This window comes from Rhodanobacter hydrolyticus (genome assembly GCF_044904645.1).
In genome coordinates, this window is the sequence record NZ_JADIKK010000008.1 from 1,598,436 (window position 1) to 1,623,785 (window position 25,350).

The following is a 25,350-nucleotide window of genomic DNA, read 5'->3' on the forward strand; positions in this document are numbered from 1 at the left end:
GGTCATCATGGAAACCACAGCCGTCCTGCCAGCCCTGGCTTTTTCAGTTGCCATCGCCCTGGGTTCGTTCGCCGGCACGGCGCAAGCGCAAGACAGGCCGGTCAGCGACCACTCCAGCACCATGAGCCAAGCCGGCGGCGACACCTGGATCACCACCAAGGTGAAAACCGAGCTGGCAACTACCAAGGGAGTCCCCAGCAAAGAAATTTCCGTCAATACAGTCGATGGCGTAGTCACCCTCACCGGCGTGCTTCCCACCAAGATCACAGTGAACAAAGCGGTGGCCGCGGCCAAGAGCATCAAGGGCGTGAAGAGCGTCGATGCCTCGGGCCTGAAAGTGAAGTAACCCATTTCCCGATACGGAGAATTCCTGATGAACGAAGACAAGCTGAAGGGCCAGTGGAAACAGCTTCACGGCAAACTCAAATCCCGCTGGAGCAAGCTGACCGACGACGACGTCGGCGTGGCCAACGGCAACGCCGAGTATCTCGTCGGAAAACTGCAGGAGCGCTACGGCATTGCCAAGGACGAGGCGATGAAGCAGCTGCGGGACTTCAATTCCGGCCTGTGATGCAAGCCTTTGCTTCGCGGTACCAGAGAGAACAGGCGGCCCTCTGCCGTCTCCACAAAGCCTCTCGAGTTGCCGGCATGAATGGGCATACATCCACGATTACGGTATCGAAACCTGCTTGATGTGCCACAGGAGAAAATCATGCTCTATTACGCAATCGTCTTTCTGATCATCGCGCTGATTGCCGGCTTCTTCGGATTTTTCGGCATCGCCGGCCTCGCCGCGAGCATTGCCAAGATCCTGTTCGTCGTCTTCATCATCCTGTTCATCCTGTCGCTGATCTTCGGGCGCCGCCGACCACTCTGACGAGAACCACACGTCTTGCGATCCATCATCCCGATGAATCGCGGAAAGCCGCCGCTCCCGGCACACACCTGGGACGGCGGCTTTCTCTTGGCACAAGCTTCATGCCGAAAACCATGGGAAACGGGCCTGGATTGACCTGCCCGCTTTGCTCCCCTCTCTGTCCGCGCACCATCGGTGTCGATCGAAGATAAGGACATGCGACGCCGTCCAGGGTCCGATAGCGGCGTCCGGGATCAGTCGCCTACTTTCCTTCCACCGCTCACCCGATCGCGCGCTTCCAGATCCTGCGCCGTGAACACCTGCGCATAGCCTGCCGCACGCAGCAGCGCACTGGCAGCGTCGCCCTGGTCCCAGCCGTGCTCGAACAGCAGCCAGCCGCCGGCTTCGAGATGGGCGGGCGCACCGGCAACGATGCGGCGGATGTCGTCCAGGCCATCCGCGCCCGACGCCAAGGCCGCAGCCGGTTCGTAGCGCAAATCGCCTTCAGCGAGATGCCGATCGGCCGCCTCGATGTAGGGCGGGTTGGAAACGATCAGTTCAAAACGCTCGCCCGCCAGCGGCGCCAGCCAGTCGCCCTGAGCGAAGCGCACGTTGGCGATACCGAGCCGCTGCGCGTTGTGGCGCGCTACCACCAGCGCAGCGGCACTCGCATCGGTGGCGACGACTTGTACCTGCGGGCGTTCGCTGGCGATGGCCAACGCAATCGCACCGCTGCCGGTGCCGAGGTCGGCCACACGAGCTGCCGCATCGCGCGGCAGGCGCTCCAGCGCCAGTTCCACCAGCAGCTCGGTTTCCGGTCGCGGAATCAAGGTGGCGGGCGTCACCTCCAGCTCCAGCGTCCAGAAGCCCCGCCGGCCGGTGAGGTAGGCCACCGGCTCGCCTGCCGCGCGTCGCGCGACCAAGGTATCGAAGGCCGTCTGGACGTCCCTATCCGGAACATCGTCAGCATGCGCGAACAGCCAGCTGCGCGGCCTTCCGAGCGCGTGCAGCAGCAACGCTTCGGCATCTGCGCGCTCGCCCAGCCGTTCCACCGCGGTCGCCAGCATTTCGCGCACGTCAGACATGCGGCGGCTCTTCCGGTGCCGACGACAACGGTGGCGGCGTCACATTCGGCCTGGACTCCCTGCGGCGCCAGTAGCCGCCATGAGTCCATGCTGCAAATGCCCATTGCAACCAGCCGATCAAGGCGAAGGCCAGCCACAGCGCCCAGGCCAGCATGGCCAGCTTGTAGAACCACAACGATATGCTGAGCACGCCGGCGGCGGGCAAAGCGCCGTCGCTCTGGTCGGCGAACCAGCGCAATTGCCACGCATCGGAGCCGTTGCCGGCCACGTGCATGTCCGGCACGCCGAGCAGGCCCTTGGGCACGGCGGCGACCAGCACGGCCAGCGCCAGCACGGTGAGCATGGCGAGTCCGAGTTGCGCGAGGTTGAAGCGCGCCGCAGGCAGCTGTTCTGCGGGCGCCCAGCGCGCGCGCAGGCCGATCAGGACCAGCCACACCACCACCAGCGCGAACGCGCCCCATGCGAAGGCGGAGAACCCCAGCCCCAGCAGCAGCCAGTGGTGGAAGCGCAGCGGTGTGGGCGCATGGCGGCCGAGCAGCCATGCGACGAGCAGCAACACCGCCAGTTGCGACCAGTACATCACCGCCGGCCCGGTGGTCGGGCCCCATGTCCACAGTACCCAGCGATCCTGCGGCAGGTCGAGTTCGCTGCCGATGTTCGCCACCGGCGCATCCAGCGCGAACGGCGACGCGGCGATGCGCACAGCGGCGCCGTGCGGCACGCGCAACCGCACGCTGTAGTCGTGTGCGCCAGGCAACAGCGGCAGGCCGAGCTTGCCATTGCGCACGGCCAGGCTTACCGGCTCACTGTCGCGGCTTGCTTCAAGCAACTCCGCACCCGCCGGCAATGTGATCGCGTGTTCGCCGCCACGCGTGCTGCGCGCCTTGAGCGTGACCGTGGTTTCCGTGCTGCGTTCGCCCACCTTGCTCTGCACGTCGACATCGTCGAAGGCGAGGCTTCCGCCGTCGATCGCCGCAGGCTGACTGAAGCTGAGCTGCAGCGTTTCGCCGGGCAACGGCTGAAAGCGCAGCCCCGTGTCGCTGGCACTGGTCGGTACGCCCTGCGCATCGACGTGCCACATCGGCGCAGCCACGACTTCCCACACCTCGGCGCGCTCGCCCAGCCCCGGCGCCGCCAGCGCGAGTCTGGCCGCGTGATCCAGCCGGCTGGTCCAGCGCACTTGCCGGCTGCCCGCGTTGAAGGTGACGTCGATGCGTCCGTTTTTCACCAGTGCGCCATCGCCCTGTGGATGTTCACCGGGCAGCAACGGCAGGCTGAGACTGAAGCCGCCATTCGCGGGCGCGATGCGCTCGACCGTGTTCTCTACCTGCCAGTCCACACCCAGCAGCAGGCGACGGGTCAGCCGCACGTAGGGCGGGAAGTCCTGTGCGGCCACCGCCTGCACACCGTTGTCGGCAACACGCTCGCGTTGCAATGTGAGGCTGTCGCCCAGCAGGCGGCCACCATCCAATCCATCCAGCGACCAACCCTGCCCGCTGAACACCACGAGTTGCGGGCGCAGCGTGAAGTTCAGGCTGGCACTGTCCACCATGCCGATGCGATAGCGCAGGCCGACACGATGCACACCGCGGTCGAGGCGCAGCAGCGCGTCGTCGCCATCGCGGACCAGCGTGGCGGGATGGCCGTCCACGCTGGCGTCGAGCAATTGCAGCGCGGCATCGGGCTGCGGCAGCGGCAAGGCCACCGTCGCTCCGGTGTGCACGTCCAGCGCCATGTCCAGCGTGTCGCCGCTGACCTGCAATTGCGCCTGCGCCACGCTGGCGCAATCGGGTGCGCACTTCGGTGCTTCGGTGAGGCGGGACCTCAGCTGTTCCAGCAACTGCTGGCTGGGCAGGCTCTGTGCATGCGAAGCCGACGGCAGCAGCGCAATGGCCAGCAACAGCGCACCGGCCGCATCCACGCCGCGCGCGGCAGGCCAAGCGACGTGCCATGGACGCAAGCTGCCGAGCAGCTTCGCGAGCAGCGCACCCAGCAGGGCGACCATCACCACGCGCAACAGCCGCAACAGCCAGCGCGGCGCAATCAGCAGGCGCATGGTTTGTTCGGGGCTCACCGGACCCGACCAGCCGAGCTGGTAGTCGTTGCCTTGATCCCAGCTCGGCGTGCCCGCGCCGGCCTGGATCACGTTGCGGCCGTCGAAGTCGTCGGAACTCGGACTTTGCAAGGCGTTGGCAGTCACGATGACGGAAGAAAGAATCTGGGGAGCAGGTTGCTTCGGTGCCACCGGTTCAGCCAATGACGGCGATCCCGCGGGTGGCGGCGGCGGGGCCGGAGCCTCTTCCACCGGCGGCTGTGCGGCTTGCGCCACGATTCCTGGCGGTGGCTGCACAAACTGCACTTGCACGATTGGCCCACCCTCCAACTGCGGGTGCAAGGCATACTGCAATTGCGACGCGGCAAAGGGCAGGCTCCACAGCACCGCCAGCGCGAACACTGCGATGGCGACACCGCGCACCGCGGCATGCAAGCGCCCGCCCGGCAAAGCGCGCAGCAACAACGCCAGCATCAACACCACGGCCAGCGTCCACAGCGGCGCGCCATCCTCGTGGCGCCCCAACGCGAGATACAGCGCCGCCAGCAACGCCCAGCGCCAGCCGAGCAGGCGACCGGCCAACAAGGCGACCAGCGCGAGCACGAACAGGTCGAGCAAACTCCACCGCGCCACCCACGTATCCGGTGCGCGATCCGCACCGGGCGCCGCGATCAGGCGATAGCCGAAGGGCAAATGCAGGTTGGCGTCGATGTTTTCCAGCGGCAGTTGCCAGCCGGAGCTTGGGATCGCGCCGCCGTGCATGGGCAAGCGCAGGCCGGCATCCAGATCAAGTCTTCGTGTGCGCAATTCGATGCCGCTCCTGCCGTCGCTATCCCCGCTGACCAGCAGCGGCGTACCGCCCTCGCTGGCGCGCTGCAGTTGCCACGGCGCGATCGTGTCCAACCGTCGACGGTGGCGCAGTTCGCCAGTGAGATGGTCGGCCGCGCGCAGGCCACCGCCGTCGAAATCCAGCCACATTTCGCGTTGCAGGCGAATCTGATCGCCCTTGCCGCCTTCGTCGCCGCGCGTGCCTGCGGCGATGGTCAGGCCCATGTCGTCGTCCAGCGCGAATGCGGGCAGGTCGCCCCAGTCACCAGGCACACCGGACTGCGCGGCGTCGATGCCCCGCCCTTCGGCACGGCTGCCGCGCAACGCGGGGTCGTCGCGATAGCTCCAGATTTCCTGCCGCGGCCAGGGCGCGGCAGGCAGTCTCAGCGCCACCTTTTCCAGCGGCGCAGTGGCGCGCGCATTCAGGGTCAGCAGCCAGTGCCCGGAACGCAGTTGCACGCGCAAGCGGCCGTCACTTTCCAGCCGCGCCGGCAAGTCGCCATCGAGCGCCGTGGCGACGAAGCCTGCGGGCAAGGCGGGACCCAGCACGACTTCGCGCGGGCTGCCGGCCACGTCCAGCTGCAATTGCGTCTGCAGCGTGTCCGGCAGACCATCGTCGAGCTTACGGTAGACGCGAAGCGACAAGGCATCGGCGGCGCGTTGCGCGGCGGCGGCTTCGCCCAGCGTGAGCTCATCGCCGTTGCGCTCGACGCGCGACACCGCCGCGCCATCCAGACTCAGCGCGACGATGCCGATTTCCGCCGGCACACGCAGGCGCGCGGGACGCTCAGCCCACGGCAGCGTGCCGCGCAATTGGTAGTCGCCGGGAGGCAACCACAGCATCGGATACCCCTCGTGCTGCAACACCACAGCGGCCTGGTTGTTCGACGTCACCGACTGCGGCCAGGCGTGTCCGTCTCCCGGCAATGCCACCCAGCTCGGCGCGTCCACGTGCACGTCGAGGCTGAAGCGCGCACCATCCTTGCCTGCGTCCAGTGCCAGCCGTCCGGGCCACGCGCACTGGTAGCTGTCCGGATCCGGCGACTGGTTGGCGAGGAAGGGGCAGGCGTACTGTGGTACGTCATGCAGCACCCAACCCTGCCAGTCGCGCAATGGCGGTGGCACGTCCTGCGCGTGCAACGACGCAGCCACCAGCAAGCCAAGCCCCAAGCATCCGATCAGTCGAGCGAGCATCCCCATCTCCCTGTGCCTACATGGCCGGCACAGTGTAAGGAATCGCGGCGGTCAGGATTCGGATACGGCAAGCACGCAGTCGTCTGCCCCGAAGCTGCGACAGCAGACGGGGAAAATCGACAGCCCTTGCGGAGCGATCGCGTGTGCCAGCAGCCCCTCGAGGAAGCCGCTGTAGAAGCTGCAGCCGGAATGGCCGCCTTCCGCGCATAAGGGACTGTGGCGTATGTGCAACTGGCCGTCCTGCAGGTCGACCTCGACGATGCCCTGCAAGGCGGGCGCCCCAATGGCGGCAAGCGCGGCAGGGAGTGTCTGCTTGCCACGCTGGGCATGTTCCCGTGCATGCAGCCACGCGCCGACCCGCTGCCCCGCCAGTTGCAGCGAGGATTCGCGTGCGCCTGCGGCCACCTTGCGGTCCAGCGCCAGCAGGTTGGGCATGATGCGCGGATAGTCGTATTCCAGCGAGGCCAGGGCCTTGTCGACGGCCATCACGTCGGCCTCCAGCACCTCCACCTCGATGAAGGGTGCAGGCGGCGGTTCCGCCGGCGCCGGTGCGGGCGCACGCTGATGCACCACAATGAACTCATCGAACGACTCCGGCGGCGCAGGTTCGGGGGCCTGCACAGTCGGCTTGACGGCGGCGGGCGCCGGCTCAGCTTCGGCAACCGCAGCAACCTCTTCCACCGGCTCTTCCACCGTCTCGGGCTCGGGTGCAGGTGGCGGCACATAGTTGGAAACGGTCTTGTTGGTGGCGGCGAAATGCTCACGCTGCTCGCCTTCCACGACGCCATGCAGCTCGAAGCTGACCAGACGGTCGCAGGTCGCCAGCGCCGCACGCAACGCGCGCTTCTTGAACCACGAGCCGCGCACGATCATGGAGAGCAGGGTTCCGTGCGGATCCTGCACCGACCGTTGCCGCACCAACGTGTAGCCGCAGGTGCCGGCCAGTCGACCAACCTCGATGAGCAGGCCCTCGCGTTGCAACGCGAGCGCCTGGATTTCCAGCTCGATCATGCGTCCCCCTGTAGACGATGTCGGTGGGTTGAATGGACGGCCATGCTACGACAACCGCGACGGCAATACCTTGCCAGACGTCGCACCGAGCGGATGCACACCCAGCGGCATTGCCAATAACTGCAAGCCCCGCCGTGGCGGGGCTTGCAGTCATCCGGAGCACGAGGCCGGTCAGTGCGTGATCGAGGCCGGATCCTGCCTGACGGTCAGCGCCGCGCACAGCTCGATGGACTCGGTGGTCTGCGCCAGGCCGCGCGAGATGCCCGCGGCATCATTCATGCGCGACCTGAAGAACGACTGCAGGCGCTGCGCTTCCCGGCTGGAGCAACCACCGCCACCCGCCAGCATCGGCAAGGCGCCGCCGGCGAAGCTGCCGGTGCGCGCGAGGATCTGCGCATAGTGGCTGTTGAACCACGTCCATGTCGCGTCGCGCTGGGCCTGCGTGCCGCGGCCAGAACGCAGCAGCGAGGCCATCTCGCCCACCTTCACCGGCTTGCTGATCGCGAAGTCGCGCACCTGCTCGGCCAGCGCCGGATCCTCGACGCTGGCGAGGCCGCCGAGGATGCCGTTGCGCAGCGCGGGATCGCTGGTCTGCGGCAGCTCGGCGATCAGCGCATCCACCGCGCTCTTGCCCTGCGTCTGCACCGCCACGCCCAGTGCGTCGCCGAGCAGGTCGGGATTCGCGGCGGTGAGGTTCAGGCGGCCATTCGCGTTCTTCTGCAGCGCGGCCTCGCCCTGCTTGAGCAATTCCGCGCGCACTTCCGGCAGCTTGAATTCCAGGCCGAGCGCGCTGGCCAGCGTGCTGCGCAGCAGGGAATCGTCTTCCGACTCGCCGGCCTTGCGCTGATAGCCCAGCGCTTCGAGCTTCGGCAGGTAGGCGGCCTTCACCCAGTCCGCGATGCGTGCGCGCTGGGCGTCGGTCTTGGCCACGTGGTGGTAGATCCAGCCGACCTGGCCCAGCGGCGCGGTGGCCACCTGGCTGGTCTTGGACGCGGTGAGCGGCTCGAGCGCGGCCAGCACCTGGCCGGCGTCGAGGTCGCCATGCTGGAAGCTGGCATTGATCGCGTCGGCGTAAGCCAGCTGCTCGGTGTCGCTGAGCTTGGCGACTTCCTTGGTCAGCGCGCCCAGCTCGCTCTTGTCGAGGCTGAAACGGTAGTAGCCGGCGGCGTTCGCGTTCGGCATCACCCAGGTCGGGGTGCTGGCACCGGTCAGCGCCATCGAGCCGCCGGCCTTGTCCAGCATGCTGCACGCGACTTTGCTGCCGTCGGTCGTGCCGTAGCGCACGCACACCGGGATGCCCCAGGTGCGATCGCCCTCGACCTGCGAATCGACGCATGGACCGCGATCAGCCTGACAAATCTGCCGGACGTGCGGAGCATCATGGCTGCCCAGCGGCAGATAGCGGGTCTGCTTAAGTTCCAGCACTGTCTGGCCGTCCTTCTGCGCCAACCGGGTCTGCACGTATGGCACGCCGGACTGGTCGAGGAAGCTCTTGAACGCGTGCTTGAAGTCGTCGCCCTTGCCCGCGGCGGTAGCGATGGCGTTGACCAGGTCATCCGCATCTGCATTGCCGAATTTGTGCGCCTGGATGTAGGCACGCATGCCCTTCTGGAAGGTCTGCTCGCCCACGTAGTTCTCGAACATGCCGATCACCGAGGCACCCTTCTGGTAGGTGATGCCGTCGAAGGCGGTCATGATGTCGCCGTTGCCGGTGATCGGCTGGCGGATGCTGCGCGCGCTGACCAGGCTGTCGCTGGCCATCGCACCCTGCGCGCCGCGCACGCGGTCGAGGTCGGCGCGGTATTCGGGGTGGACTTCCTCGGTGACCTTCTCCTGCATCCAGGTGGCGAAGGCCTCGTTGAGCCAGATGTCGTTCCACCACGCCAGTGTCACGGTGTCGCCAGTCCACTGGTGGGCCAGTTCGTGCGCGGTGACGTTGAACGAGCCGCGCACGTTGCGCGCCGGCGAATCCTTGTCGAGCAGCAGCAGCCAGTCGCGGAAGGTGACCAGGCCCGCGTTCTCCATCGCACCGGCGGCGAAGTCCGGTGCGGCGAGCACGTCCAGCTTGTCCCACGGATAGCCGAAGCCGTAGTAGTTCTCCAGCGCATGGATGATGCTCGGCGTTTCGGAGATCACGTGGCTCATGCGATGTGCCTCGCCGGCGGCGGCGATGCCACGCAGCGGCAGCGGCTTGGTCCGATAGGCATCGGGCGAGATTTCCGCGGTCGGCGTGATGTCCCAGGGACCCACGCCGAAGGCCACGAGGTAGGTGGGCAGCGGCAGGGTCTGCGCGAAGGTCACCGTCTTCCAGCCCTGGCCGGCGGGCTTTTCGCTCACCTGCTGCGTGTTCGCCACCGCAACCTGGCTGTCGGGCAGAGTGATGGAAATATCGAACGGCGTCTTGAAACCGGGTTCGTCGAAGCTCGGGAAGGCGAAGCGCGCGCTGATCGGCTCCATCTGCGTCATCGCATAGGGCTGGCCCTTGGCGGTGACCTTATAGAGGCCCTGCAACTGTGCGTTGAGCGGGGCGGTGTAGTCGAACTTCAGCGTGATTTCGCCGGCCGGCAAGGTGCTGCCGAAATCCACGCGGACCACGCCGGCCTTGGGGTCGGCTTCCACGTACTTCGCGTCGTGCGCCTTGCCCGCCGCATCCGTCACCGTCACCTTCGACACTTTCAGCTCGGCGCCATCCAGCCACACATGATCGGATGCCTGCGCGAGCTTCACCTTGATCGTGGTGGTACCGGAGAAATCGGTTTGCGCCGGGTCCACCTTGAACGCGATCCGATAGGACTGCGGCACGGCCCACGCCGGCAGGCGGCCCGCAGGCACCTGGTCCGCGGAAGCCGCGAAAGCCATGCCGCAACTGGCGGCCAGCGCGGTGAGCAGAAGGGGACGAAGATGACGGCGCATGGCGTTTTCCCATCGGGTGAGGTGACCCCGCACGCTAGGTCCGGCATGACTTTCCACACAGTGCCATAAGGCATGCGTGCGGCCTTGCTTGCGCCGGCCAATCCAATGGCTAACATCACATTCCATAGTCCATGTCTATGACAAGAGACCGCGATGAACCTGCGCGACCTGCACTATCTCGTGGCGCTTGCCGAGCAGCGCCATTTCGGCCGTGCGGCAGAGGCCTGCTTCGTCAGTCAGCCCACGCTGTCCACGCAGATCAAGAAGCTGGAGGAAGAACTGGGCGTGGCCCTGGTGGAACGCACGCCGCGCAAGGTGCTGCTCACCGACGTGGGCCGCGAAATCGTCGCGCGCGCGCGCGACGTGATCAACGAGGTGGAACAGATCAAGGGCATCGCACGGCGTACGCTGGATCCCGAATCCGGCACGGTGCGGCTGGGCATCTTCCCCACCCTCGGCCCTTACCTGCTGCCGCATGTGGTGCCGCGCATGCGTGAACGCTTTCCGCGACTGGAACTGCTGCTGGTCGAGGAGAAAACCGAGGAAGTGCTGCGCCGCCTGCGCGAAGGCCGACTCGACGCCGGCATCCTTGCCTTGCCCGTGCACGACGAAAGCCTGCACACGGAGTTCCTGTTCGAGGAGCCGTTCCTGCTCGCCGTGCCGCAATCGCATCCCCTGGCGAAGCGACCCTCGCTGAAGCTGACCGACCTGAGCGACCAGAACCTGTTGCTGCTGGAGGATGGCCACTGCCTGCGCGACCAGGCGCTGGAAGTCTGCCAGCTCGCCGGCGCGGGCGAGAAAAGCGGCTTTCGCGCCACCAGCCTGGAAACCCTGCGCCAGATGGTGGCCGCCGAAGTCGGCATCACCCTGCTGCCCACGCTGGCGGTGAAGCCGCCGGTGGCGCAGGCGCCGAACGTGCGCCTGATCGAGTTCCGCGGCAGCCACCCGCCCAGCCGCCGCATCGCGATGCTCTGGCGCAAGAGTTCCGCCATGGGCGGCTTCCTCAAGCAGCTTGCCGCCGTGGTCCGCGAACTGCCTAAGGGCCTGCTGGATCCGCGTGACGTTGTCACGCCTGCAAGCGCAAAGCGCACAGCATCGGCATGACAATGCACGCACGACGGCCCACCCGGGAGCTCGACTGAATGCGCCGCGACCGGCTCTCCCCTTGGCTCATCGCCGTCCTGCTGCTTGCACTCTGGGGCGGCTGGTCGTGGTGGCACATGCGGCCACTGCATCCCGGGCCGGGCGAACTTGCTCCTGACGATCCTGTGCAGACAGCGCTGGATACGCCGATGGAGCCCATCCATTTCGGCGACTTCACGCTCACCCCGCGCGCGAAGTTCGACCTCGTGGCGCGCGTGCTGTCCACCGAGCACTATCGCTTCGATGCTGGTGCAGCACTGGTGCCGGAGGATTTCGCGTTCGGCTGGGGCCGCATGTCCGACAGCGCGATCCTGAAAGACATCGACATCTCGCAATCCGGTCGCTTCTATTACTGGAGCGTGCGGCAATTTCCGATACCGCGCCGCGAAATCGAAACACACAGCGCCAACATGCACCTGATCCCCGCCGACGTGGGCGTGCGTCGCGCACTGGGACGCATACGCGTGGGGCAAGTGGTGGCGCTGGATGGTTTCCTCGTGGACGCGGACCGTGCGGGCGGATGGCATTGGCGCACGTCGATGACGCGCGACGATACCGGCGACGGGGCATGCGAGTTGTTCTATGTCACGACGGTCGATTCACCCGTGGACCAGACCGATCCGGCCCCACCCAGTTCCGAATAGCCATCGGGGTATTGCGATAAGTAATACCGATTCCGCCACCGGGCCATGTGAAGCCGGGGCGGCGACGCAATCCGACACGGACGGTGCCTCGCGACTCCTCGTGGCCCGATAGCGCCGCATGGAAACATACGCGGACCAGGATTCGACACCCCCGTTGCGCTGCGCCTTGCGATCAGTATCGCAACAGGGCGTGCAACGGCTGCTCGCCCATCCAGCGCTCGCGGCCACGAAGCGCCTCCAGCTCGATGAGCACCGACGCGCCCACCACGTCGCCGCCAAAATGTGCCACCAGCGCCTGCGCGGCGGCGAGCGTGCCTCCGGTGGCCAGCACATCGTCCACCAGCAGCACGCGCGTGCCCGGCGCAATCGCGTCGCTGCGCGCCTCCAGCCGGTCGCTGCCGTATTCCAGTTGATAGTCCACCGCCAGCACCGGCGGCGGCAGCTTGCCTGGCTTGCGCAGCGGCACGAAGCCCGCACCCAGCGCCCGCGCCAGTACAGCGCCGAAGATGAAGCCGCGCGCCTCAATGCCGCACACCGCCTGCACGCCGGCATCGCGCCACGGTGCGGCCAGCGCGGCAACGCAGTCGGCGAAGCCTTGCGCGTCGGCCAGCAGCGGCGTGACGTCGCGGAACAGCACGCCGGGCTTGGGGAAGTCAGCCACGGCGCGGATCAATGCGGCGAATGAGGGCCTCGCGTCTCCCACGGTCAGCAAGGCACGCCCACCGGCAGGCCGGGATCGTCGTCCCATTCTCGCAACGCCTCGCGCGCTTCGGTCAGTTGCGCCTCGACCTCTCGCACGATGCCTTCGGCGGTTTCCACGCCGGAGTCGGGCACCATCACCGCGAGGTAATCCAGCGCCGGCAACTGACCCACGCCGCCGGTGAGGTACTCGCCGGCGATGAAGGCGGGGATCTGCGCATGCTCCAGCGCATCCTTCACCAGATGCGCATCGAACAGGTTTTCGGCGCGATAAACGGTATGCATGGTTGCACGCTAGCCCCGCCGCGCGCCTACGGCAAGCCTGCGGCCGCCACCGGGGACAGGGTAAACTTCGGGGGATTCCCTTGCCAGCCCACGAGATCGTTGCATGTCGAGCACGCCCAGCCCCGCCGAGTCCGCCACTGTCGCCACCGACGGCCCACGCGACTTCATCCGCCAGATCGTCCGCGAGGACCTGGCTTCGGGCAAGCACGCCGCCATCCATACCCGTTTTCCGCCGGAGCCGAACGGCTACCTGCACATCGGCCACGCCAAGGCGATCTGCCTCAGCTTCGGCATCGCGCGCGAGTTCGGCGGCTGGTGCAACCTGCGGCTGGACGACACCAACCCAGGCAAGGAAGACCCGGAGTTCGTGCAGGGCATCAAGGACGACGTGCGCTGGCTGGGCTTCGAGTGGCACGACCTGCGCCACGCCTCGGACTACTTCGACGTGTTCTACCGCGCCGCGCTCAAGCTGATCGCGGACGGCGTGGCCTACGTGGACGACCTCAGCGCCGACGAAATGCGCGAGTACCGCGGCACGCTGACCGCGCCGGGCCGCAATTCGCCATACCGCGACCGCAGCGTCGAGGAAAACCTCGACCTGTTCCAGCGCATGCGTGCGGGCGAGTTCGCTGACGGCAGCCGCACGCTGCGCGCGAAGATCGACATGGCTTCGGGCAACATCAACCTGCGCGACCCGGCGCTGTATCGCATCCGCAAGGTGACGCACCAGAATACCGGCGACACATGGCCGATCTACCCGATGTACGACTTCGCGCATGCGCTGTCCGACGCGATGGAAGGCATCACGCATTCGCTGTGCACGCTGGAGTTCGAGGACCACCGCCCGCTGTATGACTGGTGCGTCGACAAGGTCGACCTCTCGAATCACCCCGAGCTGTGGCAGTCAGTGGTCGCCGCCGGGCTGGAGGCCAGGCCGGCCAAGCCGCGCCAGATCGAATTCTCGCGCCTCAACCTCAGCTACTGCATCACCAGCAAGCGCAAGCTCGCGCAGCTTGTCGCGGAAGGCTTCGTCGACGGCTGGGACGACCCGCGCATGAATACCCTGCGAGGCATGCGCCGCCGCGGCTTCACGCCAGCCGGCCTGCGGCTGCTGATCGAGCGCGTGGGCATCTCCAAGCAGAACAGCGTGATCGACTACGCCATTCTCGAGAACTGCATCCGTGAGGACCTCGAGGCCAGCGCACCGCGCCGCATGGGCGTGCTCGATCCGCTCAGGCTCGTCATCACCAACCTGGCGGAAGGCCACGCGGAAACATTGACGTTCTCGAACCATCCCAAGGACGAGAGCTTCGGCACGCGCGAAGTACCGTTCGCACGCGAGCTGTGGATCGAACGCGAGGACTTCGCCGAAGTGCCTCCCAAGGGCTGGAAGCGCCTGGTGCCCGGTGGCGAAGTGCGCCTGCGCGGCGTGGGCATCGTGAAATGCGAAGAGGTGGTAAAGGACGCCGCGGGCAACATCGCGGAGCTGCGCTGCACGCTCGATCCCGAATCGCGCGCCGGCCTCCCCGGCGCCGACCGCAAGGTGAAGGGCACCATCCATTGGGTGAGCGCAACGCACGCGGTGGCCGCCGAGCTTCGTGTGTACGACCGCCTGTTCAACGTGGCTGCACCGGACGCCGAAGACGATGGTCAGCCATGGACCTCGCACGTCAACCCGGAAGCCAAGCGCGTGGTGCATGGCTGGATCGAACCCGCCGCTGCCCAGGCTGATGCCGAGCAGCGCTACCAGTTCGAGCGCCTCGGCTACTTCGTGGCGGATCGCATGGAGCATCGTGCCGATGCGCCGGTGTTCAACCGCGTGGTGACCCTGCGCGATACGTGGGCGAAGTGAGGCCTGCGATGCTTCTGCCCATGCAAATCCACCTTACGCTTCCGCCGTGGATCAACGAAGTGGTGGATGGGGCGAACCGCTACGTCACCGATGAGGCACGCGTGGGACTCGCCATCGCGCTGGCCCGTCGCAACATCGATCACGGCGAAGGCGGCCCATTCGGCGCCGCGGTGTTCGACGCGGAGGGACGCGTGGTGTCGGCGGGTGTGAACCGCGTGGTGCCGCAGACCTGCTCGGTGGCGCACGCCGAGATGATGGCCTACATGAGTGCGCAACAGCGTCTCGCCAGTTTTCGCATCAACGCCAACGGGGGCCGCTACACGCTGGCCAGCAGCGCACAGCCCTGCTGCCAGTGCTTCGGCGCCACGGTGTGGGCCGGTGTCGACGAACTGTTGATCGGCGCACGCGCCGAAGACGTGGAAGAGCTCACCGAGTTCGACGAAGGCCCGCTACCCGCCGACTGGATGGGCGAACTGGAGCGCCGCGGCATCAGCGTGCGCCGAGACATCCGGCGTGACGAAGCGCGCGATGTCCTTGCCACCTATGGCGCACGCGGCGCATCGTATTGAAACGCCTGCGCGCCGCGTTGCCGCTGATCCTGCTGCTGCTCGCCGGCATCACGCTGTATGCCTCCGGCGTGCTGGATCGCTTCAGCCCACAACATCTGGTCGCGCACCAGCAACAGATACGCATGCACATCGCCGAGCATCCCTGGCTCAGCCGGCTGACCTATGTCGGACTGCTCACCTTGGGCATGGCCACCGGCATCCCTGGCACCATCTTCATCATCCTTGCCGGCGGCTACGCGTTCGGCGTGGTGGACGGCACCCTTTGCTCGTCCACCGGCCTCACGCTGGGCACGCTGATCCTGTACCTGGCCAGCCGCTACGCCTTTGGCACAGGCAGCAAGCATCCGCCGGCCATCGTCGCGAAACTGCACCACGGTTTCGAGCGCCACCCGGTGAGCTACACGCTGTTCCTGCGCTTCGTTCCGGTGATGCCTTTCGGCGCGGTCACCGTAGGCCTGGCCTGGCTCCGCTGCCCGCTATGGCTGTTCCTCGGTGCGAGCTGGCTGGGCGGCACCGTGTCGCTGGTGTTCGAGAGTTCGATCGGCGCAGGCCTCGGCGAAGCGCTGGACCACGATGGCGCACTCGACATCGGCCTGTTGTTGCACCCGTCCGTGCTGCTGCCGATGGGCGCTCTCGCCGCGCTGGCGCTGCTGCCGCTACTGATTGGCCGCCTGACTAGGCATCGGCGCCGGGCGCCGGCAGACAAGCCGGACTGAGCGCCCACAGCGTTTGCTAATCCCCCGGCGGCATGCTTGAACGCAGTCGTCCAACCCGCCGGAGCCCGCCATGAAATTCCCCGCACTGCTGCTGTTCCTAGCCGCCAGCGCCACTGCCACCGCCTATGCCGCCACGCCGGATGCCACCGTCCTGCAACGTTACCCGCTGGGTGGCGATGGCGGCTGGGACTACCTCACCATCGATCCGGTCGCACATCACCTGCTGATCGCGCGCGGCAACCGCGTGATGGTGGTGGATACGCGCGACGGCAAGCTGGCTGGCGAAATCCCCGGCATGCAGCACATCCACGGCATCGCGCTGGTGCAGAAGTCGCGGCACGGCTATGTGACCGATGGCACCGCCAACAGCGTGCACGTGATCGATCTCGACACACTCAAGACGCTGCACGACATCTCGGTTGGCGGCAAGGGTCCGGACGGCATCGTGTTCGATCCCGCCACCGGCCACGTGCTGACCATGAACGGCCATAGCGGCAACGCCAGCGTGATCGACACCGCCAGCGACAAGGCCGTTGCCGACATCGCCCTCCCCGGCAGGCCCGAGTTCGCGGTAAGCGACGGTCGCGGCCACGTGTTCGTCAACATCGAGGACAAGAACGAGCTGGCACGCGTCGACACCAAGGCGAACAAGGTCGACGCCGTGTGGAAGCTCGCGCCCTGCGACTCGCCCAGCGGCCTGGCCATCGACGCACATTCCCGCCGCCTGTTCTCGGTCTGCGACAACAAGCTCATGGTCATCACCGACGCCGACGATGGCCACCAGGTCGCCACCGCGGCCATCGGCGACGGCCCGGACGCCGCCCGCTTCGACCCGGCCACCCGGTTGGCCTACAGCTCCAACCACGATGGCACCCTGACCATCGTGCACGAGGACGACGCCAACCACTACAGCGTGGTGGCCAACGTGCCCACCCAGGCCGGCGCCCGCACCATGGCACTCGACCAGGCAACCCATCGCATCTGGCTGGTCGCCGCGGCCCCTGCCCCGCGCCACGCTCCGGTGAAGGATTTCACCGCACTGGTGGTCGGTTCGCATTGAGGCCGCGGTCGCTCCCGATCGCAGGAATCAAAACGGCGACTGTTTATGGTCGTGCCTTCCAAAAAAAAGAGCGCCCGACGACGGGCGCTCTACTAAGGCTTGGTGGGTCGTCCGGGACTCGAACCCGGGACCAATGGATTAAAAGTCCAGTGCTCTACCAACTGAGCTAACGACCCGTCATGACAAGCGGATTGGCGATTTTAGGGATTGCGCTGCATGCGCACAAGCAAAAAGCGCCTCAGACGTAACGCGTAGGGTCAGGCAACCCAGCCTCGCGGAAACCCTGCGCACGCAGGCGGCAGGCGTCGCAATGGCCACAGGCGCGGCCTTCGGTGTCGGCCTGGTAGCAGCTCACGGTGGTGGAGAAATCCACGCCGAGGCGCCGGCCTTCGCGCGCGATGTCGGCCTTGCTCATGCGCATCAGCGGTGCGTGGATGCGGAAGCCTGCACCTTCGACACCTGCCTTAGTGGCCACGTTCGCCAGTGCCTCGAATGCCTCGATGAAGGCCGGACGACAGTCCGGGTACCCCGAATAATCCACCGCATTGACGCCGCACCAGATGTCGGTGGAGCCCAGCACCTCTGCCCAGCCCAATGCGATCGACAGCATGATCGTGTTGCGCGCAGGCACGTAGGTGGCTGGGATATGGCCGTCGCCGTCGTGCGCATCGTCGTCCAGCGGCACGTCGATGTCGGCGGTGAGCGCCGAGCCACCGATGCTGCGCAGATCTACCTGCACGGTCTTGTGCTCGACCGCACCCAGCAAGTGCGACACGCGCTCGGAAGCTTCCAGTTCGGAACTGTGGCGCTGGCCATAGGCAACACTGAGCGCATGCACCTGATAGCCCTGCTCGCGAGCGATGGCCACAGTGACAGCCGAATCCATGCCGCCGGAAACGAGCACGACGGCCTTGCGGGTTGAAGTTTCAGTCATGGGTTTCGTCCACTACAGAACGGCCGGTCACCGGCCGGAGAAACGCTTGCGGCAAGACAGGCCACAGCGCGGATTTTCCTTGAGCGCGGCCGTGGGACGAACGCGCTCGTCGACTCTCACTTTCCCTTTGCGTCGTTCCACAACAGTTTGTGCAACTGCAACTGGAAGCGCACCGGCAATTTGTCGTCGATGATCCATTCAGCCAGCTCGCGTGGCTCGACGTTCCCCCATACCGGCGAGAACAGCACCATGCAGCGCTGCTCAATGGCGTGTTCGGCCACCACATCGCGCGCCCATTCGTAGTCGGCCCGGCTGGCGATCACGATCTTGATCTGGTCGTGCGGCAACAAGTGATCCAGATTCGACCACAGGTTGCGTGCGCTTTCGCCGGAGTCCGGCGCCTTCAAATCCACCACTTTGCGCACGCGCGGATCGACCGTGGAGACATCCAGTGCGCCGGAGGTTTCCAGCGAAACCTCGTAACCCGCATCGCACAGGCGCTGCAGCAAGATCAGGCAACGCTTCTGCGCCAGTGGCTCGCCACCGGTAACGCAGACATGCCGCGCGCCATGGCTGGCGACCTCGGCAAGGATCTCGTCGATGGCCCGCCATTCACCGCCGTAAAACGAGTAAGTGGTATCGCACCAAGTGCAGCGCAGCGGGCAACCGGTCAAGCGCACGAACACCGTGCGCCAACCGATCGCGTCGGCTTCGCCCTGGATCGAGTGGAAGATCTCGGTGATGCGCAACCGCTCGGCGGCCATCGAAGGCGCGGCGATCACCACGCTGCTGTCTGCATCGACCACGGCCGCAACCTCAGCCAGCCTGCTGGATGCGGCTCAGCCGCTCCTTCGCCAGATTGGCGGCCTTGGAGCCGGGATACTTGCTGACCAACGCTTCAAGCGTGGACTTGGCCGCAGGCACCTGCTTCAACTCGTACTGGCAGTAGCCGACCTTGAGCATTGCGTCGGGCGCCTTCTCGCTCTGCGGGAACTGGCTCAGCAGGTGCTGGAAGGCCTGCAGAGCCACGTCGTAGTTGGTGGTGACGTAGTACGACTCGCCCAGCCAGTAGAAGGCATTGGGGGTGAGCGAGTGATTCGGGTACTTCTCGATGAAGGTGCGGAACTGGCGCGAGGCGCCCACGTAATCGCCGCTGCGCAGGGTCTTGAAAGCGGCATCGTAGGCAGCCTGTGCTGCCGCATTGTCCGCGGCGGAAAGCGGCGGCTTGCCACTGTCGCCAGCTTGCGCCGGAGCGGCCGCGCTGGTTGCCGGAGCAGCTGCGCCTGCAGTGATCGAGCCTGTGGCGGCCGCAGCCGATGCGCTGCTACTGGACGAGCCTGGTGCGCCCCCGCCCTGTGTCTGATTGCCGGTCTCGAGGCGTCCCACGCGGGAGTCGAGATCGGTGTACTGATCCTTGCTCTTGTCCTGAAGCTGCTGCAGCTGGTGCTGCAATTCCTCGATCTGGCCCTGCATGTCGCGCAGCTGCGATTGCATCTGCTGCAACTGGTTGACCAGTTCGGCGCCGCTCTGGTTCTTGTTCTGCGCCTGCTGCTCAAGCAGCGAAACGCGATCGGCGAGGCTCAGGCGCGAGTCCTGTGCGGATGCCGGCAGCACGAAAAGCATGGCGGACGCGATTGCGCCCGCCATGCCGATTCTGGCTGCAAGTTTGCTGACCAGTCGTTGCATCGATTACTCGGCCGTGTAGACGATCTCGACGCGACGGTTCTTGCTCCAGCAGTCCTCGTTGTGCTCGCGGCACACCGGCTTTTCCTTGCCGTACGAGATCACGCTGACCTGGCTGGCGGAACCGCCGTTGGCTTGCAGCGCGCTGGACACGGCGTTCGCACGACGCTCGCCGAGGCCCAGGTTGTATTCCTTCGAACCGCGCTCGTCGGTGTTGCCTTCGAGGCGCATCTGCGCCATCGGGCGATCCTGCAGGTACTTGGCATGGCAAGCCATGATCTGCTGGAACTCCGGCTTGATCTCGTCCTTGTCGAAATCGAAGTACACGACGCGCTGACGCAGGCAGGCATCCTTCTCCAGGTCGCCGAGCTGGTACTTGCCGCTGGTGTCAGCCGGCTGGGTCTGGGTAACGGGCTCGCTGGTCGGGCCCTGCGGCTTGACCTGCTGCTTCTTGGAACAGGCGGCCGCGCCAACGCAGAGCAGGGCGACCAGGGCGACGCGAACGGTCTTATTCATGGTGACGTTCCTTCAAACGTGTGTGAGATCCGACATGCAGTGACGGACGGGTTACGGGACGAAATTCGCCGGTGGTCCGGCTGTTATTGATTTTTGTTATTGCAAGATCAACGGCGTGTGATGCTCGCCATCAGTGGCTGGCCTTGGCACGACAACGCCCCGACCGCAAAACACGCCGGGCGCGACCCTCGCGGGCCGTCCCCGGCATCGACCGCCCCACGCGAATGCGGCGGCACGAATTCATTGCTGTTGCCGATACGGTCCCCAGGAAGGATCGCTCACGCTGCCATTGGCGAGCGCGAGGCGCTGACGCACCATGCCATCGGACGAAGTGGCATACAGCACGCCGCGCGGGCCTTCAGTTGCACCGTACAGCAACATGCTGGCGTTCGGCGCCCAACTGGGGCCGAAATCCAGCGGGCCCGGCGAGAGGTAACGCACCTGCCCGCCCAAGCCCAGATCCATGATTGCAATACGATACACGTTCCCGTTGCCCTGCACCATGGCAAGTTCCTTGCCGTCGTAGCTGATGTCGGAGTTGGAGTTGTACGTACCCTGGAAACTGATGCGCTGGGGCGTGCCGCCGCTCGCCGGTATCTGGTAGATCTGGGGGCGGCCCGAGCGGTCGGAAGTGAAATAGAGGGACTGGCCGTCCGGCGCCCACACCGACTCGGTGTTGATCGACATGCCATGGGTCAACTGGGTTTCCTGGTGCGACGCCACATCGAGCACGTACAACTCGAGGTGGCCGGTGAAGGACAGCGCCACCGCCAACCTGCGACCATCCGGCGACCATGCCGGCGCGCCATTGATACCCTTCTTGTGGGACTCCACCAACTGGCGGGCGCCGGTGGTGAGGTCCTGCACGTAGATTTGCGAATTGCCGCTCTCGAAGGAGACGTAGGCGATCTTCTTGCCGTCCGGCGACCATGCCGGCGACATCAGCGACTCGCGCGAACGCGCCACGACCTGCGGGTTGTAACCATCCGAATCGGCCACCACCAGCGCATAGTTGGTGTTGTCGCCCAGGCCAGTCTGGGTGATGTAGGCGATACGGGTCCAGAACGCGCCGCGCACACCGGTGATCTTCTGGTAGATGGCGTCGGCGATCTGATGGGCCACACCACGCAGGTCGCCTGCCGGGGCCGTGAAATACCCTGCCAGCAGGTTCTGCTGCCGGTTCACGTCCCACAGCTCGTAATCGACCCGCACCATGCCGCTGCCGGCGTCGCTGATGTGGCCGACCGTGATGTAGTCCTGCTTGAGCAGGCGCCAGGTGCCGTAGTTGATGTCGGCGCCTTTGGCTGGGAACTCGACGATGTCGCTCTTGGCCAGCGCACGGAACTTGCCGCAGCGGTTGAGATCGGCACGAATCACGTCGGCCACGTCGGTGGGCAGAGGCGCCACGCCGGGTTGCGCGAACGGCACCACGGCGATCGGAGTGGCGGTCTTCACGCCATTGGCGATCTGGATGTCCAATCCCTGAGCCGCGACCGGACCGGCAAACAGCGCAGCCACGAGCAGAAGGAAGAATGCGTACAACGGATTCGGATTGCGCATGAGATCCCTCATTGCGGCGTGAAAGTGAAGGTCAGTTCGCGCTGGAACACGTTCTCGAAACCCTTGTACGGCAAGGTCTTGGTGCGCAGGATCGCATTTTCTACCGAACGCTTACCCGCATCGTCGTAGGGGCAACTGGAGTCAACCTGGGCGCTGATCACGTCACCGCCAGGCAGCTGCACGACATGCACCTTGCATGGGGTGTTCGGCATGTTATCCGGACGGGTCCAGTTGGGCGTGACCGCATTCTGAATGGCGGCTGCATATTCGCTCTTCAGATCGCTGTTCTGCGCATTGTTGCCGCTCTGCCGCTGCGCGGCATTGGGCAGGTTAGTGAGACTGTCGTCCTGGGCGTTCTTGAGATCTTCGTATTGCTGCTTGGCCTGCTTCGCCTTGCTATCCTGCTTCTTGGTCTGCGCCGAGGCCGCATCCATCTGCGCGAGCATCTCATCGACCTTCTTCATCTCTTCCTTGCGCTTGGCGGCCTGCGCGTCCAGCTCCGCCTGGCGCTGGCGCTGCTTCTCTTCCTGGACTTGTTTCTCCTCGGCCTGCTGCACGCCCTGCTCGACCACGCGCTCCTGGTCCTTCACGTCGGGGTGCTCCGGCGGGGGCGGCAACGGCGCAATCTTGGGCTGCGTCACCGGCGGAGGGGGCGGTGGCGGCACCGAAGGTGGCGGCGGCACGGTGTTGGGAACCGGCTTGACCTTGACCGATTTCGGGGGCGGACTGCCGGTGGGCCCGATCAGGGTGGCCTCGATCACCGGCCCCTTCAGCTGCAAGGGAGGTGAACAGGTGATCGGGTTCATCCACGCGGGCAGGCCCAGCGTGTTGATGAAGTTTTCGTAGCTGGTGCAGGGCAGTACCGCGAGGAACAGAAACGCGACGATGCCCAGATGCAGCAGCGCGGACAGCACTACTGCCCGCGGGATGCCCTTACGGTCGTCCATGGGACCCCTGACCCTGGCTGGAACCGTCGCCGGGCGTGCTCATCAGGCCAACCTTGTCCACGCCGGCCTGCTGCAGGTCCGCCAGCACCTTGTACACGCCGCCGTAGTTGCCGCTGGTGTCGCCTGCCACCAGCACGGTGAGCTGCTGGTTGGCATCCAGGAACGCCTTGACCTTGGTCTGCAGGTCGGCCTCGTCCACCGGCTGGGGTTTGCCATTGCCTATGATGAGGGCCAGCGTGCCGTCCTTCGCCACCTGCACCACCAACGAATCCTTCTTGCCCTGCAGCGCCTTGGCATTAGCCTGCGGCAGGTTCACGTCCACGTTGGAGTTCAGCATGGGCGTGGTCACCATGAAAATGATGAGCAGCACCAGCATCACGTCGATATAGGGAACGACGTTGATCTCGGATTTCAGCTTGTAGCGCTTGTGGCGCCGCGCATTTCGCATGTCAACGCTCCACTCAAGCCGCGTCGTCGGCCTGGATCTGCCGCTGCAACACGGAGGAGAACTCTTCCTGGAAGACGTCGTAGCGCGAGGCGATGCGCTCCACCTTGGTGGCGAAGCGGTTGTACATCCATTGCGCCGGGATCGCCGCAAACAGGCCCATCGCGGTGGCGATCAGCGCCTCGGAGATGTGCGGCGCGACCACGGCGATGGTGACGTCCTTCATGTCGCCCAGACCCTGGAACGCGCCCATGATGCCCCACACCGTGCCGAACAGGCCCACGTAGGGACTGATCGAGCCGACGTTGGCGAGGAACTCCAGGCTGCGCTCAAGTGCACCGATTTCGCGGGTGCTGGCTACCTGCATCGCGCGCTCGGTGCCCTCGATCACGCCGCGCGTGTCGTGGGTCCTGCGCTGTCGCTGGCGGGCGAATTCGCGGAAGCCCGATTCGAAGATGGTCTCCAGGCCGCCTTCCGCACCGCGACTGCTCACTTCGCGGAACAGTTGCGCCAGGTCGCCGCCGGACCAGAAGCGCTCCTCGAAATTCTCCGCGTTCTCCAGCGCCGCCTTGGTCTGGCCCAGCTTGCGGATGATGATGACCCACGACAGGAAGGAGAAGATCATCAGGATCACCAGCACGCCCTGTACCGGCAGACTGGAATGGATGATCAGGTCGAGAACATTGAGTCCGCCGTTCATTGGCTTGGGGCACTCCGCGTCGGCAAGGTTGTCAGAGAGGGGATGATTCGGGGAACAGATCGGCAGGCATGGCTACGGCGCGCATGCGCCGCGTATCCACGCAGGCCACGCGCACCCCGGCGCGAACCAGGCAGGCACCGTCAGCACGATCTATCGTCTGGGTGAAAAGGATACTGGCTGCGCGCCGTTCCTTGACAGCCACCGTCACCGACAGTTCATCGTCCAGCAGGGCGGCGCGCAGGAAATCCAGCTGCATCTCGCGCACCAGGAAGGCCAGCCCGGTGCTTTCCTTGTAGGCCATCTGGCTGATGCCCAGCGCGCGCAGCCATTCGCTGCGGGCGCGCTCCAGGAAGCGCAGATAGCTGGCGTGGTAGACCACGCCACCGGCATCGGTGTCTTCCCAGTACACCCGCACCGGCCAGCGGAAGGGTTCGCGCTCAGCCATCGAGGCCATCCCCGGCGAACAGATCGGCGGCCTGCGACTGACGCGGCGGTGGCGCCAGGCCAAGGTGGCGCCAAGCGCGCGCGCTGGCCATGCGGCCGCGCGCGGTGCGCACCAGGTAGCCCTGCTGGATCAGGTAGGGCTCGACCACGTCCTCCAGCGTGCCACGGTCCTCGCTGAGCGCGGCGGCCAGCGATTCCACGCCCACCGGACCGCCCTCGAAGCTCTCGATGATGGTGCCGAGCATGCGGCGGTCCAGTTCGTCGAGGCCGTCGGGGTCGATCTTCAGCATATCCAGCGCGGCCTGCGCGGCGGCCAGGGTGATCTGGCCGTCCGCACGCACCTCGGCGTAGTCGCGCACCCGGCGCAGCAGGCGGTTGGCGATGCGCGGCGTGCCGCGCGAGCGACGGGCGATCTCCTGCGCACCGTCGATCTCGCAGGCGATGCCCAGGATCTTCGCGGCGCGGCGCACGATCGCGGTGAGCTCGTCGACGGTATAGAACTCCAGCCGCTGCACGATGCCGAAACGGTCGCGCAACGGGGCCGTAAGCATCCCGGCCCGCGTGGTGGCACCGATCAGGGTGAATTGGGGCAGGTCCAGCTTGATCGAGCGCGCAGCCGGCCCCTCGCCGATCATGATGTCGATCTGGAAGTCCTCCATCGCCGGGTAGAGCACCTCTTCCACCGCGGGCGACAACCGATGGATCTCGTCCACGAACAGCACGTCGTTGGGCTGCAGGTTTGTGAGCAGGGCGGCGAGGTCGCCAGCGCGCTCCAGCACGGGGCCTGAGGTGGAGCGCAGGCTCACCCCGAGTTCGTTGGCGATGACGTGACTGAGCGTGGTCTTGCCCAGGCCGGGCGGGCCGAAGATCAGCACGTGATCCAGCGCGCCACCGCGTCTGCGAGCCGCCTCGATGTAGATCTCCAACTGCTCGCGCACCGCCTGCTGGCCGAGGTACTCGGCAAAACGGCGCGGACGGATCGTCGCCTCCAGCGCCTCGTCGTCGAGCTGGGAGACGGGGGTCACGATGCGTGGTTCGGTCATGGCGCCATTATGGCGGGCTGGGCCCGTGAAAAGGAGCGAAGTCGGGAACGAGAGCAAACCGTGCTCATGAGCCAATGAAGGGCCGTTCCACCTTTCTTTGGCTCGCCCTGGTCGGTTGAGCCCGATTGGTGTTCCGCAAGCCGATCGCACAGACGACCCGCCTGCGTGCG

At 66.0% G+C, this 25,350-nt stretch carries 25 protein-coding genes and 1 tRNA gene; 9 read left to right on the forward strand and 17 right to left on the reverse strand.

Translation table 11 applies throughout. From position 1 onward, the window contains the following. Positions 1-7: 7 nt before the first annotated feature. The 3 genes from ISP25_RS09925 to ISP25_RS09935 all read left to right on the forward strand — a co-directional run bounded on the left by ISP25_RS09925 (position 8) and on the right by ISP25_RS09935 (position 877). Positions 8-346, forward strand: a complete 339-nt coding sequence (locus ISP25_RS09925) for a BON domain-containing protein (RefSeq protein WP_404613561.1) — start codon at positions 8-10, stop codon at positions 344-346. Between the two features lie 27 nt (positions 347-373). Continuing rightward, positions 374-571, forward strand: coding sequence for a CsbD family protein (locus tag ISP25_RS09930; protein WP_192153831.1), 198 nt, complete (start codon positions 374-376; stop codon positions 569-571). Positions 572-712: 141 nt separating this feature from the next. Beyond that, on the forward strand, positions 713-877 hold the full coding sequence (locus ISP25_RS09935) for a DUF1328 domain-containing protein (protein WP_192153829.1): 165 nt from the start codon (positions 713-715) through the stop codon (positions 875-877). Between the two features lie 233 nt (positions 878-1,110). Here the strand turns inward: ISP25_RS09935 and prmC are convergent, their stop codons facing one another. The 4 genes from prmC to ISP25_RS09955 all read right to left on the reverse strand — a co-directional run bounded on the left by prmC (position 1,111) and on the right by ISP25_RS09955 (position 9,940). Then, complete coding sequence (gene prmC, locus ISP25_RS09940) at positions 1,111-1,941, reverse strand: peptide chain release factor N(5)-glutamine methyltransferase (protein ID WP_404613563.1); 831 nt, start codon at positions 1,939-1,941, stop codon at positions 1,111-1,113. Continuing rightward, positions 1,934-6,016 (reverse strand): hypothetical protein, encoded by a 4,083-nt coding sequence (locus ISP25_RS09945; protein WP_404613565.1) that lies wholly within the window; start codon positions 6,014-6,016, stop codon positions 1,934-1,936. The genes prmC and ISP25_RS09945 overlap by 8 nt, the downstream gene beginning before the upstream one ends. 51 nt (positions 6,017-6,067) lie before the next feature. Further along, complete coding sequence (locus tag ISP25_RS09950; RefSeq protein WP_404613567.1) at positions 6,068-7,027, reverse strand: hypothetical protein; 960 nt, start codon at positions 7,025-7,027, stop codon at positions 6,068-6,070. Between the two features lie 171 nt (positions 7,028-7,198). Beyond that, positions 7,199-9,940, reverse strand: coding sequence for a M1 family metallopeptidase (locus ISP25_RS09955; RefSeq protein ID WP_404613568.1), 2,742 nt, complete (start codon positions 9,938-9,940; stop codon positions 7,199-7,201). 153 nt (positions 9,941-10,093) lie between these two features. Between ISP25_RS09955 and oxyR the strand changes: the two genes are divergently transcribed. Both oxyR and ISP25_RS09965 read left to right on the forward strand, forming a co-directional pair. Further along, complete coding sequence (gene oxyR / locus ISP25_RS09960) at positions 10,094-11,044, forward strand: DNA-binding transcriptional regulator OxyR (protein WP_404613570.1); 951 nt, start codon at positions 10,094-10,096, stop codon at positions 11,042-11,044. 38 nt (positions 11,045-11,082) lie between these two features. After that, positions 11,083-11,727, forward strand: coding sequence for a hypothetical protein (locus ISP25_RS09965; RefSeq protein ID WP_404613572.1), 645 nt, complete (start codon positions 11,083-11,085; stop codon positions 11,725-11,727). Between the two features lie 172 nt (positions 11,728-11,899). Here the strand turns inward: ISP25_RS09965 and ISP25_RS09970 are convergent, their stop codons facing one another. Both ISP25_RS09970 and ISP25_RS09975 read right to left on the reverse strand, forming a co-directional pair. Continuing rightward, entirely contained in the window at positions 11,900-12,475 is a 576-nt protein-coding gene (locus tag ISP25_RS09970) for an adenine phosphoribosyltransferase (protein ID WP_404613573.1), read from the reverse strand. Beyond that, positions 12,433-12,711 carry a putative signal transducing protein gene (locus ISP25_RS09975; protein ID WP_192153813.1) on the reverse strand — a complete coding sequence of 93 codons (279 nt, stop codon included), beginning with the start codon at positions 12,709-12,711 and terminating at the stop codon, positions 12,433-12,435. Before ISP25_RS09975 ends, ISP25_RS09970 begins: the two co-directional genes overlap by 43 nt. Before the next feature lie 103 nt (positions 12,712-12,814). Between ISP25_RS09975 and ISP25_RS09980 the strand changes: the two genes are divergently transcribed. The 4 genes from ISP25_RS09980 to ISP25_RS09995 all read left to right on the forward strand — a co-directional run bounded on the left by ISP25_RS09980 (position 12,815) and on the right by ISP25_RS09995 (position 16,908). After that, the gene (locus ISP25_RS09980) at positions 12,815-14,563 is read left to right on the forward strand and encodes a glutamine--tRNA ligase/YqeY domain fusion protein (protein ID WP_404613575.1); all 1,749 of its coding nucleotides are present in this window, start codon (positions 12,815-12,817) and stop codon (positions 14,561-14,563) included. A 20-nt stretch (positions 14,564-14,583) separates the two neighbouring features. Then, positions 14,584-15,132: a nucleoside deaminase gene (locus tag ISP25_RS09985; RefSeq protein WP_404613577.1), complete on the forward strand. Its 549-nt coding sequence runs from the start codon at positions 14,584-14,586 to the stop codon at positions 15,130-15,132. Further along, positions 15,129-15,848, forward strand: a complete 720-nt coding sequence (locus ISP25_RS09990) for a TVP38/TMEM64 family protein (protein WP_404613578.1) — start codon at positions 15,129-15,131, stop codon at positions 15,846-15,848. The genes ISP25_RS09985 and ISP25_RS09990 overlap by 4 nt, the downstream gene beginning before the upstream one ends. A 70-nt stretch (positions 15,849-15,918) precedes the next feature. After that, on the forward strand, positions 15,919-16,908 hold the full coding sequence (locus ISP25_RS09995) for a YncE family protein (protein ID WP_404613580.1): 990 nt from the start codon (positions 15,919-15,921) through the stop codon (positions 16,906-16,908). 100 nt (positions 16,909-17,008) lie between these two features. Here ISP25_RS09995 and ISP25_RS10000 read toward each other — a convergent pair. The 11 genes from ISP25_RS10000 to ruvB all read right to left on the reverse strand — a co-directional run bounded on the left by ISP25_RS10000 (position 17,009) and on the right by ruvB (position 25,180). Next, positions 17,009-17,084: transfer RNA gene (locus ISP25_RS10000), tRNA-Lys, on the reverse strand. Between the two features lie 62 nt (positions 17,085-17,146). Beyond that, positions 17,147-17,842 carry a 7-cyano-7-deazaguanine synthase QueC gene (gene queC, locus ISP25_RS10005; protein ID WP_404613582.1) on the reverse strand — a complete coding sequence of 232 codons (696 nt, stop codon included), beginning with the start codon at positions 17,840-17,842 and terminating at the stop codon, positions 17,147-17,149. A gap of 116 nt (positions 17,843-17,958) precedes the next feature. Further along, the gene (queE, locus tag ISP25_RS10010; protein ID WP_192155337.1) at positions 17,959-18,606 is read right to left on the reverse strand and encodes a 7-carboxy-7-deazaguanine synthase QueE; all 648 of its coding nucleotides are present in this window, start codon (positions 18,604-18,606) and stop codon (positions 17,959-17,961) included. A gap of 52 nt (positions 18,607-18,658) precedes the next feature. Further along, entirely contained in the window at positions 18,659-19,489 is an 831-nt protein-coding gene (ybgF, locus tag ISP25_RS10015; protein WP_404613584.1) for a tol-pal system protein YbgF, read from the reverse strand. A 42-nt stretch (positions 19,490-19,531) separates the two neighbouring features. Further along, positions 19,532-20,041: a peptidoglycan-associated lipoprotein Pal gene (gene pal, locus ISP25_RS10020; RefSeq protein WP_192153799.1), complete on the reverse strand. Its 510-nt coding sequence runs from the start codon at positions 20,039-20,041 to the stop codon at positions 19,532-19,534. Between the two features lie 240 nt (positions 20,042-20,281). Further along, positions 20,282-21,601 carry a Tol-Pal system beta propeller repeat protein TolB gene (tolB, locus tag ISP25_RS10025; protein WP_404613586.1) on the reverse strand — a complete coding sequence of 440 codons (1,320 nt, stop codon included), beginning with the start codon at positions 21,599-21,601 and terminating at the stop codon, positions 20,282-20,284. A gap of 8 nt (positions 21,602-21,609) precedes the next feature. Next, positions 21,610-22,548 carry a cell envelope integrity protein TolA gene (locus tag ISP25_RS10030; protein WP_404613588.1) on the reverse strand — a complete coding sequence of 313 codons (939 nt, stop codon included), beginning with the start codon at positions 22,546-22,548 and terminating at the stop codon, positions 21,610-21,612. Next, entirely contained in the window at positions 22,535-22,996 is a 462-nt protein-coding gene (gene tolR, locus ISP25_RS10035) for a protein TolR (protein ID WP_192153793.1), read from the reverse strand. Before tolR ends, ISP25_RS10030 begins: the two co-directional genes overlap by 14 nt. Positions 22,997-23,009: 13 nt before the next feature. Next, positions 23,010-23,693 carry a protein TolQ gene (gene tolQ / locus ISP25_RS10040; RefSeq protein WP_192153791.1) on the reverse strand — a complete coding sequence of 228 codons (684 nt, stop codon included), beginning with the start codon at positions 23,691-23,693 and terminating at the stop codon, positions 23,010-23,012. A gap of 31 nt (positions 23,694-23,724) precedes the next feature. Then, positions 23,725-24,138 carry a tol-pal system-associated acyl-CoA thioesterase gene (gene ybgC, locus ISP25_RS10045; RefSeq protein WP_192153789.1) on the reverse strand — a complete coding sequence of 138 codons (414 nt, stop codon included), beginning with the start codon at positions 24,136-24,138 and terminating at the stop codon, positions 23,725-23,727. Next, positions 24,131-25,180, reverse strand: coding sequence for a Holliday junction branch migration DNA helicase RuvB (ruvB, locus tag ISP25_RS10050; protein ID WP_404613590.1), 1,050 nt, complete (start codon positions 25,178-25,180; stop codon positions 24,131-24,133). Before ruvB ends, ybgC begins: the two co-directional genes overlap by 8 nt. Between the last annotated feature and the right edge of the window lie 170 nt (positions 25,181-25,350).

Excerpts from the sequence above, each read along its gene's own strand:
- ISP25_RS09925 (WP_404613561.1), top strand. The coding sequence starts at position 8 with ATGGAAACCACAGCCGTCCTGCCAGCCCTGGCTTTTTCAGTTGCCATC.
- ISP25_RS09930 (WP_192153831.1), top strand. The coding sequence starts at position 374 with ATGAACGAAGACAAGCTGAAGGGCCAGTGGAAACAGCTTCACGGCAAA.
- ISP25_RS09935 (WP_192153829.1), top strand. The coding sequence starts at position 713 with ATGCTCTATTACGCAATCGTCTTTCTGATCATCGCGCTGATTGCCGGC.
- prmC (WP_404613563.1), bottom strand. The coding sequence starts at position 1,941 with ATGTCTGACGTGCGCGAAATGCTGGCGACCGCGGTGGAACGGCTGGGC.
- ISP25_RS09945 (WP_404613565.1), bottom strand. The coding sequence starts at position 6,016 with ATGCTCGCTCGACTGATCGGATGCTTGGGGCTTGGCTTGCTGGTGGCT.
- ISP25_RS09950 (WP_404613567.1), bottom strand. The coding sequence starts at position 7,027 with ATGATCGAGCTGGAAATCCAGGCGCTCGCGTTGCAACGCGAGGGCCTG.
- ISP25_RS09955 (WP_404613568.1), bottom strand. The coding sequence starts at position 9,940 with ATGCGCCGTCATCTTCGTCCCCTTCTGCTCACCGCGCTGGCCGCCAGT.
- oxyR (WP_404613570.1), top strand. The coding sequence starts at position 10,094 with ATGAACCTGCGCGACCTGCACTATCTCGTGGCGCTTGCCGAGCAGCGC.
- ISP25_RS09965 (WP_404613572.1), top strand. The coding sequence starts at position 11,083 with ATGCGCCGCGACCGGCTCTCCCCTTGGCTCATCGCCGTCCTGCTGCTT.
- ISP25_RS09970 (WP_404613573.1), bottom strand. The coding sequence starts at position 12,475 with ATGGGACGACGATCCCGGCCTGCCGGTGGGCGTGCCTTGCTGACCGTG.
- ISP25_RS09975 (WP_192153813.1), bottom strand. The coding sequence starts at position 12,711 with ATGCATACCGTTTATCGCGCCGAAAACCTGTTCGATGCGCATCTGGTG.
- ISP25_RS09980 (WP_404613575.1), top strand. The coding sequence starts at position 12,815 with ATGTCGAGCACGCCCAGCCCCGCCGAGTCCGCCACTGTCGCCACCGAC.
- ISP25_RS09985 (WP_404613577.1), top strand. The coding sequence starts at position 14,584 with ATGCAAATCCACCTTACGCTTCCGCCGTGGATCAACGAAGTGGTGGAT.
- ISP25_RS09995 (WP_404613580.1), top strand. The coding sequence starts at position 15,919 with ATGAAATTCCCCGCACTGCTGCTGTTCCTAGCCGCCAGCGCCACTGCC.
- queC (WP_404613582.1), bottom strand. The coding sequence starts at position 17,842 with ATGACTGAAACTTCAACCCGCAAGGCCGTCGTGCTCGTTTCCGGCGGC.
- queE (WP_192155337.1), bottom strand. The coding sequence starts at position 18,606 with ATGGCCGCCGAGCGGTTGCGCATCACCGAGATCTTCCACTCGATCCAG.
- ybgF (WP_404613584.1), bottom strand. The coding sequence starts at position 19,489 with ATGGCGGGCGCAATCGCGTCCGCCATGCTTTTCGTGCTGCCGGCATCC.
- pal (WP_192153799.1), bottom strand. The coding sequence starts at position 20,041 with ATGAATAAGACCGTTCGCGTCGCCCTGGTCGCCCTGCTCTGCGTTGGC.
- tolB (WP_404613586.1), bottom strand. The coding sequence starts at position 21,601 with ATGCGCAATCCGAATCCGTTGTACGCATTCTTCCTTCTGCTCGTGGCT.
- ISP25_RS10030 (WP_404613588.1), bottom strand. The coding sequence starts at position 22,548 with ATGGACGACCGTAAGGGCATCCCGCGGGCAGTAGTGCTGTCCGCGCTG.
- tolR (WP_192153793.1), bottom strand. The coding sequence starts at position 22,996 with ATGCGAAATGCGCGGCGCCACAAGCGCTACAAGCTGAAATCCGAGATC.
- tolQ (WP_192153791.1), bottom strand. The coding sequence starts at position 23,693 with ATGAACGGCGGACTCAATGTTCTCGACCTGATCATCCATTCCAGTCTG.
- ybgC (WP_192153789.1), bottom strand. The coding sequence starts at position 24,138 with ATGGCTGAGCGCGAACCCTTCCGCTGGCCGGTGCGGGTGTACTGGGAA.
- ruvB (WP_404613590.1), bottom strand. The coding sequence starts at position 25,180 with ATGACCGAACCACGCATCGTGACCCCCGTCTCCCAGCTCGACGACGAG.